Here is a 12,707-nt window from a genome sequence, read left to right on the forward strand (position 1 = left end):
CGATGTATACTATAATAGATATTGAGAGCAATGGTGCAGGCTACGGTGAGGAGAAAATCATAGATATCGCTATATTGAGATACGACGGCCACCGCATCATAGATCAGTTTATGTCTCTGGTGAATCCACAGAGCACCATTACGCCTTATGTTCAGAAGCTCACAAGCATCCGCCCGAAGATGGTAAAAACCGCTCCCAAGTTTCACGAAATCGCTAAACGAATTATAGAAATTACCGAAGGAAGTACACTCGTCGGGCATAATATCGACTTTGATTACCGTATGCTTCGTCAATCTTTTAGAAAACTCGGCTACGATTTTAAGATAAATACATTAGACACCATCCCTCTCGCGAAGAAATTACTCCCCAACCAAGAAAGTTATTCATTGGGTAAGCTAGCAAAAGCCATCGGAATAGGGATTACCGACCAGCACAGAGCCTCTGGAGATGCCAGAGCTACCCTCGAGCTCTTCAAAATCCTTATCGATAAAGACACTGATAACCAAATCATCCAAAAACAATTCGAAGAAACCAACGCAAAAACCTATACCAACAGGGTAAAAACCCTTACCCAAGACCTCCCTCACGAGAGGGGTATCATCTATTTCCAGAACAAGGAAGGAGAAATCCTCCACACCGATTTCGTATGGGATATCAGCAAAGCTGCAAAGAAGGTCTTCAATGCCAAATCAAAGCGCTGGGAAAAGGTTCAGAACACCTGCGAGCAGATACATTATGAGCTCTCTGGGCATCCGATTATCGCCAGGCTCCAAATGAAAGTAAAAGGAATCCAGAAGAGACAGAGCTTTCCCTACGGGCTTTACCCCCACAATGAGCACCTCAGTGCAGAAAAAACTGCACTTAACAAAGGAATCCAGCCCCTTATCAAATTCTCCTCCTTCACGCAAGGCAGAAAGGCTCTGAGCTTTATCCAAGAAAATAAAACGCAGTACAGCGCAGAGCAGCTCAGAGCAGAATTTGACCTCAGCCGAAGGACTGAAATCTGGACAATAAAGGGACGAAACCGCAGCGAGAAGGCATTCATCATCCTCGAGCAGGGGAAAATCACCGCCTTTGGGTTTTATGAATATTTCAACCAAATACAATCGCTCGAGAAGCTCAACCAGCTAAAAATCCCTGTAAGTATCAGCCGCAGGGAGACGGAAAACCTCCTCAAGCTCTCGATTCTCCAGCGGGACTTTAAACCAAGCCCAATCCCTTTGTAAGGGGAGGCTCAAAGAAATTTTTTTAGGAATATTTAAGCTATTTTCAATAAATTTATAACAACATTCACAACTATAGAAATTAAAAATTATCAACCTTATTAATTAATATTGTGAATATTAGAATACTACTGTAGCTTACTAAATATAAAATGGACTGATACCTCCTAAACAATATTAACAGAATGTGAAAAACGATAGAGAAAACCCAATTTCGGATGTGAATAAGTCCTAAAAACTTTTCCTTGCCAGTCCAAAAAAAATGAATTAATAAGAAAAATTTGGTCTCGGTTTTCCGAAATATTTTAATGATTTATCCCAGATTTTTCCATACTGAAGTAGCCCACATTGTGAGAAAAATTTAGTTTTCCATAAAGGTGGATAATCCATAATTAAATATGATAAACAGGTATTTATTCTGTGGATAACCTATGGAAAGAATAGGGGAGAGGTGTGGCAAAAAAGAGGAGAAAAATTTATCCACAATTTCCACATCACTCAACAGTATACAGCGATTATTCACTTAAAAATTTTAAAATAAAAAAGAAATATTGCTATTGTTGTAGCCCAATCGGTGGAAAATTTTCTGAGGCTAAATGGCAGAGATTTCAGCCCAAAATCTTAGATTTGTGTATCAAAAAAATTAACTAAAAAAAGTACTGATGAAAACAGTAAGAGACTTCAATTTTGCGGGCAAAAAGGCCCTCGTCCGCGTAGATTTTAATGTACCGCAAGACGAAAACCTAAGCGTAACGGATAATACGAGAATCCTCGCAGCAAAGCCTACGCTGGATAAAATCCTCTCCGATGGCGGCTCCGTTATCCTAATGACACACTTGGGGAGACCGAAAGGCAAGGTAAGTGATGAGCTCTCCCTAAAACACATCCTCCCAGAGATTGAAAAAGTCCTCGGCAGAAAGGTGCAGTTCGCTCCTGATTGCATAGGTGAGGAAGCACAAAGGCTCTCTTCCCATCTCCAGCAGGGGGAAGTTCTCCTCCTCGAAAACCTTAGATTCTATACTGAGGAAGAAAAAGGCGATAGAGCTTTCGCGGAAAAGCTCTCCAAACTTGGAGATGCCTATGTGAATGATGCTTTTGGTACGGCACATCGCGCACACGCATCTACGGCTGTGATTGCTGATTTCTTCCCATCAGCTAAATTCTTCGGGCTGCTAATGGCAAGGGAGCTTGAGGCGATTGATAAAGTATTGAATAAGTCCGTAAGACCTGTAACGGCAATACTTGGAGGCTCGAAAGTGTCTTCTAAAATCACGATTATAGAAAACATCCTCCCGAAGGTGGATAATCTCATTATCGGTGGAGGTATGGCATTTACATTTATCAAAGCTCAAGGTGGAAAAATAGGAAATTCAATAGTGGAGGATGATAAAATGCCGCTCGCTCTTGAAATTTTAGAAAAAGCGAAAGAGCAGCAGGTAAAGATTTATTTGCCCGTAGATGCGGTGATTGCAGATTCATTCAGTAATGATGCAAATCGAGATGAGGTGGATATAAATGAGATTCCAGAAGGTTGGCAGGGGCTTGATGTGGGCAAGCGTTCGGAGGAAATTTTTAACGATGTGGTGATGAATTCTAAAACCATTCTTTGGAACGGTCCTGTTGGGGTTTTTGAGTTATCAAATTTCGCTGGAGGTACTAAAGCCCTTGGAGATAGCATTGCTGAGGCAACTCGGTTGGGTGCATTCTCACTTGTAGGGGGTGGAGATTCGGTGGCATTCGTTAAACAGCACGGGTATGCAGATAAAGTTTCCTATGTTTCTACGGGTGGCGGTGCAATGCTTGAAAGCCTCGAAGGTTTGGAATTGCCAGGCGTAGCGGCTATTAATAAATAAGAATTAAAAATAGGATAGATTGAGTGTAATTTCAATAAACTTTTTAGAAGTTAAGTAGGAAAGGGTAGGTTCATTTTGAGCCTGCTCTTTTTTAATTGGTGGCTCTAAATTTTATTTTTTAATGAAGATGAGTGAAAATCGACTTTCAGAAATGTATTAAAAATCGACTTTCTAAGATTTTCCGATGATATATACCAAACTGGAAAATTCACCGTTTTTTACCGCCTTATAATTAGAAATTGCTCCTACGATGAATCCTTTTAGCCAAAAAAGCGGGTTTTTCTTATACTTTTCACTGAGCATTGAGATATAATATGCATCGAGCAAAAGGGGTTTAATTTTTTTTATTTTCCATTGAGTGGTATTGATGAGCCTTTGCATTCCGTTTCGTGAGTAGTGCCATATATGTCTTGGCACATCGTAAGCAGCCCAAAACTCTTTATATTTTTGTCCATCGTATGAGGTGTAGTTGGGAACTGCAATGATGAGGACTCCCTCCGGTTTTAGTTTTTTATAAAACAAGTTGAGGTAGAAATCCCTATCTTCTATATGCTCGAATACATGCCATAGGGTGATGATATCCAAGCTTCCATCTTCTATTTCTGAGAGATCTGGTTTTGTAAGAAAGGTAGTTTTATTGGATTTTTTCTGAGCAAAATTTCTGGCGTGTTCATTAGGTTCAAATCCGAATGTGGTGTATTCGTTTTCTATAAATTTTACAAACTCCCCAGCTCCACAGCCATAATCTAACACCTTAAGATGAATACCTGCCTCTGCAGCGAGTATATTTCTTTTATAATTGAGATTAAATCTCTGTAGAAATTTATAAATTTTTTCTTTTATACTTCCAGAATCCTGATGATGAGAGATATAATCTCTGCTTTCGTAGTATTTATTCAGATTTTGGGGTAGGGGAGAGGTCTTGAAGATTCCCTCAATATCGGTTTCTATAATACTAAATTCTTTCTTGCTTAGAAAATGGTCTTTTATCTTCATCTTTGTGCTATGATGATTATTTAAGTGAGAATACTTTATAAATTTTATCAGATTTTGATATGCCGTTAGGGTTGCAGCCTAATTTTCCTTCTGGGACTTCTGTGTTTTTAGACTGGTAAAATTCTATCCAATACTCATCTGTTGTTTTTGTATTGGGGTTAATGAAAGTCATAGGTTTTAGCTCAAAAATATGGCAATCTCTGTAAGCCCGCTCTACAAAATCTGAACAGTAATAAGCGTTTTCATTTAATATATACAGCCAGTTATATGGTTTTCCCAGCATTGTATTGGCTTTTTGTATGGCTTTATCTGTACAGTTTTTATAGGTATCTTTTAGCCTGTACAGGTCAATTCTTCTTTTTTCTTTTCTATTCTTTTTTATAAAAGTTTTAAGACTTATCCTTTCGGAACCGTTTTCTCCAGATGAATGGAGAATATTTTTTTCCTTTCCTCTTACTTCTATGAGTGCTGTGTGGTCATAGGAAGTTGTATTTTCATTTGTTTTCGTAACTCTGCTAATAGCTCCAGAGAGGTTTTCTTTTTTTGCTTCTACAAAGACTATATCTCCATTTTGAGCTTTCTTATAAAAGTTTTGAGTACTGCAATTCCATAGAAATACAAGATTAAATGCAACTAATATTATATTATTTTTCTTCATCACTTAAGCTAATTTTAGGTTTAATTATAATAAAAGTTTCACGTGGAACATAAACAAATTTTTCATAGATTACTTTCCTAAATAAATCAGCAAAACATTGATATCCGCTGGAGATACTCCTGATATTCTCGATGCCTGTGCAATGCTTTTTGGGCGGATATTATTCATTTTTTGTAAAGCTTCGGAGGATAGGGAAGGTACTTTATTAAAGTCAAAATCCACTGGTATTTTAATGTTTTCCATCCGCCTTAGTTTGGCTACATTTTCCTTTTCTTTATCTATATAACCTTTGTATTTTATATTGATTTCTGCCTGTTCCTGTACTTCTTCAGTATATTCTTTTGCTTTGTTTCCTATGGTTTCTATCTGTGAGAGCTTTTTTAAATTAATATTCGGTCGGGTAAGGATTTGTGCGGCTCTGTATGCCTGATCTACGGGATTACTACCATTCTCCTCAAGTATAGGATTAATAATTCCAGGCTTTAAAGACAATTCTTTGAGAAAATCTTCTAATTCACCAGATTTTTTAATTTTCTCTTCTACTTTTCTCAATCTTTCTTCAGAGGCGAGACCTATATTATGCGACTTTTCTGTAAGGCGAATATCTGCATTATCCTGCCTCAAAAGGAGTCTATATTCCGCGCGGGAAGTAAACATACGATACGGCTCTTCTGTACCTTTTGTAATCAAATCATCTATTAAAACCCCTATATAGGCTTCGTCTCTACTCAGGGTAAATTCATCTCTTCCGTGTACTTTATTGTGTGCATTGATACCTGCAATTAATCCCTGTCCAGCAGCTTCTTCGTAGCCTGTAGTTCCATTGATTTGCCCTGCGAAGAATAGATTTTCTACCAGCTTTGTTTCCAATGTATGCTTTAGCTGAGTAGGGGGGAAGTAGTCATATTCAATTGCATAGCCAGGGCGGAAAACTTTTGCTTTTTCAAAGCCAGGGATTTGATGTAGAGCCTTTATTTGTATATCTTCTGGTAGTGAGGAGCTGAAACCATTTACATAGATTTCTACGGTTTTCCAGCCTTCAGGCTCTACAAAAAGCTGGTGCCTGTTTCTCTCTGCAAATCGGTTGATTTTATCCTCAATGCTTGGGCAATATCTTGGACCAATACTCTGGATAGTTCCATTAAACATCGGGCTGCGGTCAAAACCCTCGTGGAGTATTTCATGTACTTTTTCGTTGGTATAAGTAATGTAGCAACTTCTCTGCTCTTTGAGTTTTGGAGTATCTAAATAGGAGAATTTTTGTGGATTTTCGTCTCCTTTTTGTTCCTCCATTTTGGAATAATCAAGGCTTCTGCCATCTACCCGTACGGGCGTACCTGTTTTCATTCTCCCTGCCTCGAAGCCCAGCTCTACCAATTGTTCGGTTATTCCAAATGCTTTGGGCTCACCCATCCTTCCACCTCCGAATTGTTTTTCACCGATGTGGATAAGTCCATTTAGGAAGGTTCCATTGGTCAGTACTACTGCTTTTGCTCGGATTTCTACACCGATAGCCGTTCGTACGCCTACTACTTTTCCGTATTCTACGATGATATTTCTCACCATATCTTGGAAGAAGTCCAGATTTTTTGTTTGTTCTAATGCCAGCCTCCATTCCTCTACAAACAGCATTCGGTCATTTTGAGTTCGTGGCGACCACATTGCAGGGCCTTTGGACAGGTTTAGCATTTTAAACTGGATAGCAGATTTATCGGCTATAATACCCGAATAACCCCCGAGGGCATCTATTTCTCTTACGATTTGTCCTTTCGCTATCCCGCCCATAGCGGGATTACAGCTCATCTGGCCAATCGTCTGCATATTCATTGTTACCAGCATTGTTTTAGAACCAAGATTTGCTGCCGCCGCTGCCGCTTCACAACCCGCGTGCCCTCCGCCTACTACTATTACATCGTATATTTCGTTTATCATAATATCTGCTTATTCTTTAATGTTTCACGGGAAACATTTGTATATTTTCTTTTTTTTATTTTATGATATATCTATTGAAAAATAATGAATTAATAAATTTATTTATTATATAACTTTAAGTAAGTATAAAATGATGTTTCATTTTATTAATTAATGATATATCCCCTATTTGAGGAAGCAAAAGTAGGTGTTTTGCCATTAATTTTACAATATATACAAATCAATTCTTCCGATAATGGTTTTAGTATAACTATCGTATCAAAGAGGAAGTAGGGAATAATCCCATAGAAATTTTTTATTATGAGTAGTCATAATAATACCAATTACCCTCAGGTATCGTTAATGTAGCTGCTCTGGTATTCTAAAAGAACAAGTGCTGTGTAAAAGCCTTTACTGAACATCAATAATCAGATTATTGATATCTTTTATTGGGATTTTTACTTCTATATCTCCTGCAGCATAGCTACTGATTTCGTAGGGCATATAGCGAGCAACTAAATATTCTCCTTCAAAACCAAAGACAATAGAAGGTTCATAGACTTTCTCGGGGTAGGTCTCTGGGTCTGCTCCTGCTCTTAATTTTTTTTCGATTAAGGCATTTAGTTTTTTAGGATTTTTTATGAGCTCTTCGTTTGTATAAGAAGTGCCGTCTGGCTTAAAATTGATGTAACTATAACTATGGATACCGTGAATACCGCCATAATGCGCTTCGTAATAAGTGCGCAGAGAGATGATTTTATTCGAGCGGTAGCTGATGCTATCTACCGTTATGTCGTATAAATCTGCTATATCAGGAAGCTCTGCTCGCTCCTCTGGGGTGAGTGGTTTTTTATCGGCTTTTTTTAATTCTTTAAGTATATCTTCTATTTTTAGATTCTTGTTATTGATCTCAAAAGTTTGGAGTATCCTAACCCGAGCAGAATCATTGAAAGCTTGGGCAAATTTACCTTTGCTGGTGCACCAAGCATAGGTAGCCGAGACACTTTTTCTTCGTTTTTTAGATTTAAAAGATATTTTTCGTATTTCAAATTTTAAATCGTTGAGTGCGGGGCTTTCGTTGGTTGATGTTGGGTGTATAGCTTTAGCCGAATGGGTTTGCCTACGCTGCGCACTGCACAATGCCACTGATAGGATGAATAAGAAGAATGTATTTCTCATAGTTTTAAAATTTATATGTTAATAATTAATTGATTTTTTACTTGTATGACCCCGCTTTATAGCCTTTCCAGCCGTATTTATAGTACTTAGGGTTGGGTATAAATTCGCCATCGCCTATATCCAAGTCTCCACTGCAAGGGACGAGATATCTACTCCATCTCGAGGTTTGGCTTTTGCCTGTTTGCTTGCTTGTCCATTTCCCCAGATAGACTGCATTGATGATTACATCAGCCTCATCATAAGAGTCATTATAACGAAGTTTTCCTTTCTTATCAATAAGCCAAGTAATGCCCATCTGCCCTGTAAAAACACCTGTAGCTGGGAGTTTTTCGTATTCATCAAAGCTGAAATCTCCTATGAGCACGCCTTGTGCTTTTTCGGAGTCGTCATTCATACGAGGGTCGGCTTCCATTAGCTTAGTTATGCTTATTGTTCCACGAAATTTGCGAAGGTTTTTCCCTACTTTAGTGCTACCTTCTATATGATAGACTTCGGGTTTGTTTTTATCCTTCCTTGCCGAGCTAAACTCTACGAACAACCTTTTGTGGTTTTCTCCTATACTGCCCAAGTAGAGCTTAGGATTTTCCATCAGAACTGCAGAGAAATCATTTTTCTTCGTGCTTACAGACTTTGCGGGTAGCAGTTTGTTGATTCCTTTTTCAGGGCTGAGGAACCACTGGCAGAGTGCTTCCTCCATATCATTAAAACTGCATTTTCCTGTGCCCAGAAGGTATTTGTACTCACAAATAAAAGGGCTGAAATCAAGATTTTTTTCATACGATATTTAAAATATATTTTTTAAGACTTTTTGATTTTATATCATCTTGTCTACTACAAATTTCAGAAAAAATTTTCTAAAATGATAAGTTCTGCTGAGTTAATAATAGTCTAATAGGTAAAAATCATATTTTTAAATTAAAATAGATGTAAATCATTGATAAATAATAAAAATTACTAAATTTGTAAGAGAAACTCAAAACATTATCAATATTTAAATAATTACTATTATGATTAGATTTTATATTCTTAATTACGCATTTATTTTTGCTTTACTTACGGGTTGTGATAAGACCCCTAAAACTGCGCAAAATGAAACCCTCCCCCTTGCTAAGACCAGTACAGAAGCGATAACCGATGATACCTCAGCCGAAGAAGCAGAAGAGGAAATAGCTACTACCGAAGAAGAAGCTACAGCCGATGAGAATGAAGAAACTTATGATGAGCCTTCGGTGAAGGGTGCTCCTTTTAAACTCAACCTCAAAACGAATAAACCGAGCATTATTGACCTTTGTAGTGCCATTATCCCTCGTTATGAGGACTACAAATGGTTCTATGACGATTTTATGAGCAGTGGAGCGAGGAATAGTAAGTATAACACTTATGATGTGAAGAATGGATACATCCGCTATGAGACTCCCTCTGCGCCTGGAGCGGTCATATAGTTCTGCTATTGGAATTATAATGATAAGCGCCGTATACTTTTGGGTATTAATCATTCTAATGAACAGTCGGAAGAGGCTGCCTACCTCAGCTCGGAAGTCATTTTTATCGTCTATAATAAAGATACGGATATGGCGCAGGAGCTCGACCCTGCTAATGTAGCCCCAGCACTCCAAAAGGTAATGAACCCCAAACAGCCTGTAGATTACCGAGTAGATTTCCCAAGAAGCGGGAAGGATATCAAGTTTGAGCTATTCAAAAACCCATATCATAAGAAAGGAAAATCAGTCCTTAAGTGGGATGGTAATGGTAGATTTAAATAAAAATTATTAACCGATAAATCTCAATAGGATGTATTGTAAATGGATTCACTATAATTGCGAGCTGCAAGACGCTATTATATTAGATATTGGGGCTGATAAGTCCTTCACCATACGAGAGGGCAGCTTCTACGAAATCCACTCTCAATACTCTGGCACCTACACCTATTCCGATGGCAAAGGAAAATATAAACTCACTAATGCTTTAGAGGATAATGATGTACGAAACAATTCTTTTAGCATTTCATTTACTCCCGAAGGACTGATGAAGATTAAATTCAATGAAAATTTTAAAGAATTTAATATTGCTACGAATAATACCCTCGCCTTCCATCAAGAGAAAACGCCCATCGCCTTTAAAGAAAAAAATCTTACTGCACTCAATTTCTACAAAGCAATTTACCCGTACATTTTTGAGGTTGGATTCTGCGAGTCTTATAACTTCATCGTCTCTGGAGAGCGCTCTTCTGGGGCAAAACTAACCTACTCCTCCGATAAAAAACATCTCTGCTATGAGGCTTTTGATGATGAAGAAAATTATACAGCTAAATTTGACCTGAAAATCTGGAACTATCCCAAATCTGAAGACCTTCTCGTAGGAATTAATCTACCTTATATATTAGACAATGTCATCCGCTCTGGGCTCATCCGTTTCTACCGCTACGATGCAAAAAAACACCTCCTCTTCCCATTAGATGAGAAAGCTATCGTGCCCCATCTCAAAAAAGTATATATAGATGAAAATTTCAAAAGAGACTATCTCTTAGATTTCCCTTTACGCTCCTCAGAATCTGTTTCCAAGGACAAAATAGGGCTCTACATCTACGAAGAAACTGAAGTCGGAGAGGTAGTTGCCCCAGTGAAGAACTACTACAAACTTAAGTGGAATGGTAAAACCTTCTCAGAAGAATAAACATCTTTAATCCACCACCAAAACTTTAATACAATGTATCCTAAAATCATTTTCTTTGCCTTCTTCACGGCTTTATTTTCCCTCTGCAGAGCCTCCGAAAACCAGATTTTTAATCCTCTCTAAAACAAAAACAAGATGAAATACATTGCTATCATATCCCTGTTCTCCACATTTCTATTGCTCAGCTGTGGAGACAATAAACCCCAAAATTCTACCCAAAACAAAGCCGAGCAATCCAACCCAACCGAGCAGAAAAATCCTTACACCCGCAATCTGAGAGACCCATCTTCCATCCTCGGAGAATGGTTCCACTATGATTGCGAAGGGCAGCAGGCGCTCTCAATAAAGTTTAACGATGACGGCATAATGTATTTCCAAGAATATACTTTCATCGACCTCCCCAACGAGTATTCTGGCTCCTACGAATATTCCAACGGCAAAGGAAGCTACCTCCTCGCCAATCTCGAGATGTACGATGAGGCATCGGGGAACTTTCAGCTCTCCTTTACCAAAGAAGGGCAGATGCAGATTAAATTTGATAAAAAAATTATTTACTTAGGCTTCGATGAGAATAAACCGCTTACCTTCCACCAAAAGAATACCCCCATCCCTTTTAATGACCCTCAGCCTACGCTCATTAGCATCTATAAAGCGATTTATCCCCGCATTTTTGAGAGAGAAGTCTGCGATGCGTATAACAATATCGTCGCCGAAAAGCCAAATCCACCAGCCAACATAAAATATTCTGCCGACAAAAAACAGCTCACCTACACCAGCAGAAACGAAGAAAATTTTATCATAAAATTTGACCTCCGAATTTGGGATTACCCAAAATCTAACGACAAGCTCATCGGCTTTAATCATCCTTACTGTGCAGAAAATGAGAATAGCTGCCGCTCGGGGACAATCCTCTTCTACCGATACGATGCTCAAAACAAAATCCTTATACCCCTCGATGAAGAAAAAATTATCCCCCAACTGAAAAAACGATACAAAGACGATGAAGAGATGATTGGCCACCTCATTAAATTCCCTACAATCAGCGCCGATTCTCCTCCCTCCGATAGGGTAGAAATCTATTTCTATGAAGATGAAATGGATTACACAAAACCCAAGTCCTTCACCGAATAACCCCCAACCCCCAAAAACCACAAACACACTCAACCGAATAACTTGTAAAATTAAATTATTATGTATTCTAAAATCATCACATTAGTGCTCTCCTCCTTCGTATTCCTTTGCTTTGGAGGGGATAGAGAAACGAAAAATTCTCATTACACCACCGAGCAGATGAATCCTCATCTCCGCTCCAATGCTCCGAAAGCAGAGCAAAACAACCCGCCTACCATCACAGGAAAGTGGTACGACTACAATTGTAAAGAAGCATACGGGCTCATCTTAGATATTCAAAAAGACAAGTCTATAACTCTCGAAGAAATAGGCTTCTTTGATGTTGCTTCCTCCTATTCTGGCACCTACACCTATTCCGATGGCAAGCTGAACTATACGCTGAGCAACACAGATCTAAACCAAAAGAAGAAAGGTACCCTAAGTATTTCCTTCACTAAAGAGGGGCAGATGAAGGTGAAATTTCCCCAAAAATTTGAAGCAATGAGTTTCTCCGCTGGGAATACCCTTACCTTCCACCAAGAAAATACCGACATCCCTTTTAAAGAAACACCATCTGTGGAGAATTTCTACAAAGCGATTTATCCTTACATTTTTGAGCGAGACTTTTGTGAATCCTATGATAATATGTTCGGTAAAAAAACATCAAAAACCACCAAGGTTACTTATGCTATCAATAAATATCAGATCTCTTACACCGCAGTGAACGAAGATGAATACATCAACGCGAAGATTGACCTCCGCGTGTGGAGCTATCCTAAATCTGACGACAAGCTCATCTGCATCAGTAACCCTAGTATTTGGATAGATCCAGATATCTTCCGCACATATACCATCTATTTTTACCGCTACGATGCACAGAAAAAACGCCTCATCCATTTAGATGAAGAAACCGTAATGCCTGTCCTCAAAAAAAGACATCACAGTAAAGATGAAGAAATACCCATCTTCCTCAGATTTCCTAAAATGGACAGCAAGTCCTCTCCAAACGATGGGCTCGAGCTCTTATTCTACGGAAATGAAAAAAATGAAAACCGAGTTACAAAGCACTACAAACTCAAATGGAATGGAGCAACTTTTAAATAA

12 protein-coding genes are annotated in these 12,707 nt (G+C 38.5%); 7 read left to right on the forward strand and 5 right to left on the reverse strand.

The window, feature by feature from the left end:
* The first annotated feature begins 2 nt into the window (after positions 1 to 2).
* The gene (locus tag DBX24_RS04355) at positions 3 to 1,226 is read left to right on the forward strand and encodes a 3'-5' exonuclease (protein ID WP_160224072.1); all 1,224 of its coding nucleotides are present in this window, start codon (positions 3 to 5) and stop codon (positions 1,224 to 1,226) included.
* Positions 1,227 to 1,885: 659 nt separating this feature from the next.
* The gene (locus DBX24_RS04360) at positions 1,886 to 3,076 is read left to right on the forward strand and encodes a phosphoglycerate kinase (protein WP_160224073.1); all 1,191 of its coding nucleotides are present in this window, start codon (positions 1,886 to 1,888) and stop codon (positions 3,074 to 3,076) included.
* A 171-nt stretch (positions 3,077 to 3,247) separates the two neighbouring features.
* On the opposite strand, the gene DBX24_RS04365 is transcribed toward DBX24_RS04360, so the two are convergent.
* The 5 genes from DBX24_RS04365 to DBX24_RS04385 form a co-directional block, all read right to left on the reverse strand.
* The gene (locus tag DBX24_RS04365) at positions 3,248 to 4,072 is read right to left on the reverse strand and encodes a class I SAM-dependent methyltransferase (protein WP_120488203.1); all 825 of its coding nucleotides are present in this window, start codon (positions 4,070 to 4,072) and stop codon (positions 3,248 to 3,250) included.
* Positions 4,073 to 4,088: 16 nt separating this feature from the next.
* Positions 4,089 to 4,730: a YiiX/YebB-like N1pC/P60 family cysteine hydrolase gene (locus DBX24_RS04370; protein WP_120488202.1), complete on the reverse strand. Its 642-nt coding sequence runs from the start codon at positions 4,728 to 4,730 to the stop codon at positions 4,089 to 4,091.
* A gap of 69 nt (positions 4,731 to 4,799) precedes the next feature.
* Positions 4,800 to 6,662, reverse strand: coding sequence for a tRNA uridine-5-carboxymethylaminomethyl(34) synthesis enzyme MnmG (mnmG, locus tag DBX24_RS04375; RefSeq protein ID WP_160224074.1), 1,863 nt, complete (start codon positions 6,660 to 6,662; stop codon positions 4,800 to 4,802).
* Positions 6,663 to 7,052: 390 nt separating this feature from the next.
* Positions 7,053 to 7,820, reverse strand: coding sequence for an RsiV family protein (locus DBX24_RS04380; RefSeq protein ID WP_160224075.1), 768 nt, complete (start codon positions 7,818 to 7,820; stop codon positions 7,053 to 7,055).
* 37 nt (positions 7,821 to 7,857) lie between these two features.
* A complete protein-coding gene (locus tag DBX24_RS04385; protein ID WP_160224076.1) occupies positions 7,858 to 8,517 on the reverse strand; it encodes a hypothetical protein in 660 nt (219 codons plus the stop codon).
* A 310-nt stretch (positions 8,518 to 8,827) separates the two neighbouring features.
* Between DBX24_RS04385 and DBX24_RS04390 the strand changes: the two genes are divergently transcribed.
* The 5 genes from DBX24_RS04390 to DBX24_RS04410 all read left to right on the forward strand — a co-directional run bounded on the left by DBX24_RS04390 (position 8,828) and on the right by DBX24_RS04410 (position 12,707).
* The gene (locus DBX24_RS04390) at positions 8,828 to 9,262 is read left to right on the forward strand and encodes a hypothetical protein (RefSeq protein WP_160224077.1); all 435 of its coding nucleotides are present in this window, start codon (positions 8,828 to 8,830) and stop codon (positions 9,260 to 9,262) included.
* 39 nt (positions 9,263 to 9,301) lie between these two features.
* Entirely contained in the window at positions 9,302 to 9,583 is a 282-nt protein-coding gene (locus DBX24_RS04395; RefSeq protein WP_160224078.1) for a hypothetical protein, read from the forward strand.
* 28 nt (positions 9,584 to 9,611) lie between these two features.
* Entirely contained in the window at positions 9,612 to 10,493 is an 882-nt protein-coding gene (locus tag DBX24_RS04400; protein ID WP_160224079.1) for a hypothetical protein, read from the forward strand.
* Between the two features lie 135 nt (positions 10,494 to 10,628).
* Positions 10,629 to 11,624 carry a hypothetical protein gene (locus DBX24_RS04405; RefSeq protein ID WP_160224080.1) on the forward strand — a complete coding sequence of 332 codons (996 nt, stop codon included), beginning with the start codon at positions 10,629 to 10,631 and terminating at the stop codon, positions 11,622 to 11,624.
* A 60-nt stretch (positions 11,625 to 11,684) separates the two neighbouring features.
* Positions 11,685 to 12,707 carry a hypothetical protein gene (locus DBX24_RS04410; RefSeq protein WP_160224081.1) on the forward strand — a complete coding sequence of 341 codons (1,023 nt, stop codon included), beginning with the start codon at positions 11,685 to 11,687 and terminating at the stop codon, positions 12,705 to 12,707.

Source organism: Bergeyella cardium, from assembly GCF_009914665.1.
In the GTDB taxonomy this organism is placed as follows: domain Bacteria; phylum Bacteroidota; class Bacteroidia; order Flavobacteriales; family Weeksellaceae; genus Bergeyella_A; species Bergeyella_A cardium.

Bases quoted from the DNA above. Each gene is read 5' to 3' on its own strand.
- DBX24_RS04370 (WP_120488202.1), bottom strand. From the start codon at position 4,730: ATGAAGAAAAATAATATAATATTAGTTGCATTTAATCTTGTATTTCTA.
- DBX24_RS04410 (WP_160224081.1), top strand. From the start codon at position 11,685: ATGTATTCTAAAATCATCACATTAGTGCTCTCCTCCTTCGTATTCCTT.
- DBX24_RS04390 (WP_160224077.1), top strand. From the start codon at position 8,828: ATGATTAGATTTTATATTCTTAATTACGCATTTATTTTTGCTTTACTT.
- DBX24_RS04380 (WP_160224075.1), bottom strand. From the start codon at position 7,820: ATGAGAAATACATTCTTCTTATTCATCCTATCAGTGGCATTGTGCAGT.
- DBX24_RS04405 (WP_160224080.1), top strand. From the start codon at position 10,629: ATGAAATACATTGCTATCATATCCCTGTTCTCCACATTTCTATTGCTC.
- DBX24_RS04365 (WP_120488203.1), bottom strand. From the start codon at position 4,072: ATGAAGATAAAAGACCATTTTCTAAGCAAGAAAGAATTTAGTATTATA.
- DBX24_RS04400 (WP_160224079.1), top strand. From the start codon at position 9,612: ATGTATTGTAAATGGATTCACTATAATTGCGAGCTGCAAGACGCTATT.
- DBX24_RS04385 (WP_160224076.1), bottom strand. From the start codon at position 8,517: ATGGAGGAAGCACTCTGCCAGTGGTTCCTCAGCCCTGAAAAAGGAATC.
- DBX24_RS04360 (WP_160224073.1), top strand. From the start codon at position 1,886: ATGAAAACAGTAAGAGACTTCAATTTTGCGGGCAAAAAGGCCCTCGTC.
- DBX24_RS04355 (WP_160224072.1), top strand. From the start codon at position 3: ATGTATACTATAATAGATATTGAGAGCAATGGTGCAGGCTACGGTGAG.
- mnmG (WP_160224074.1), bottom strand. From the start codon at position 6,662: ATGATAAACGAAATATACGATGTAATAGTAGTAGGCGGAGGGCACGCG.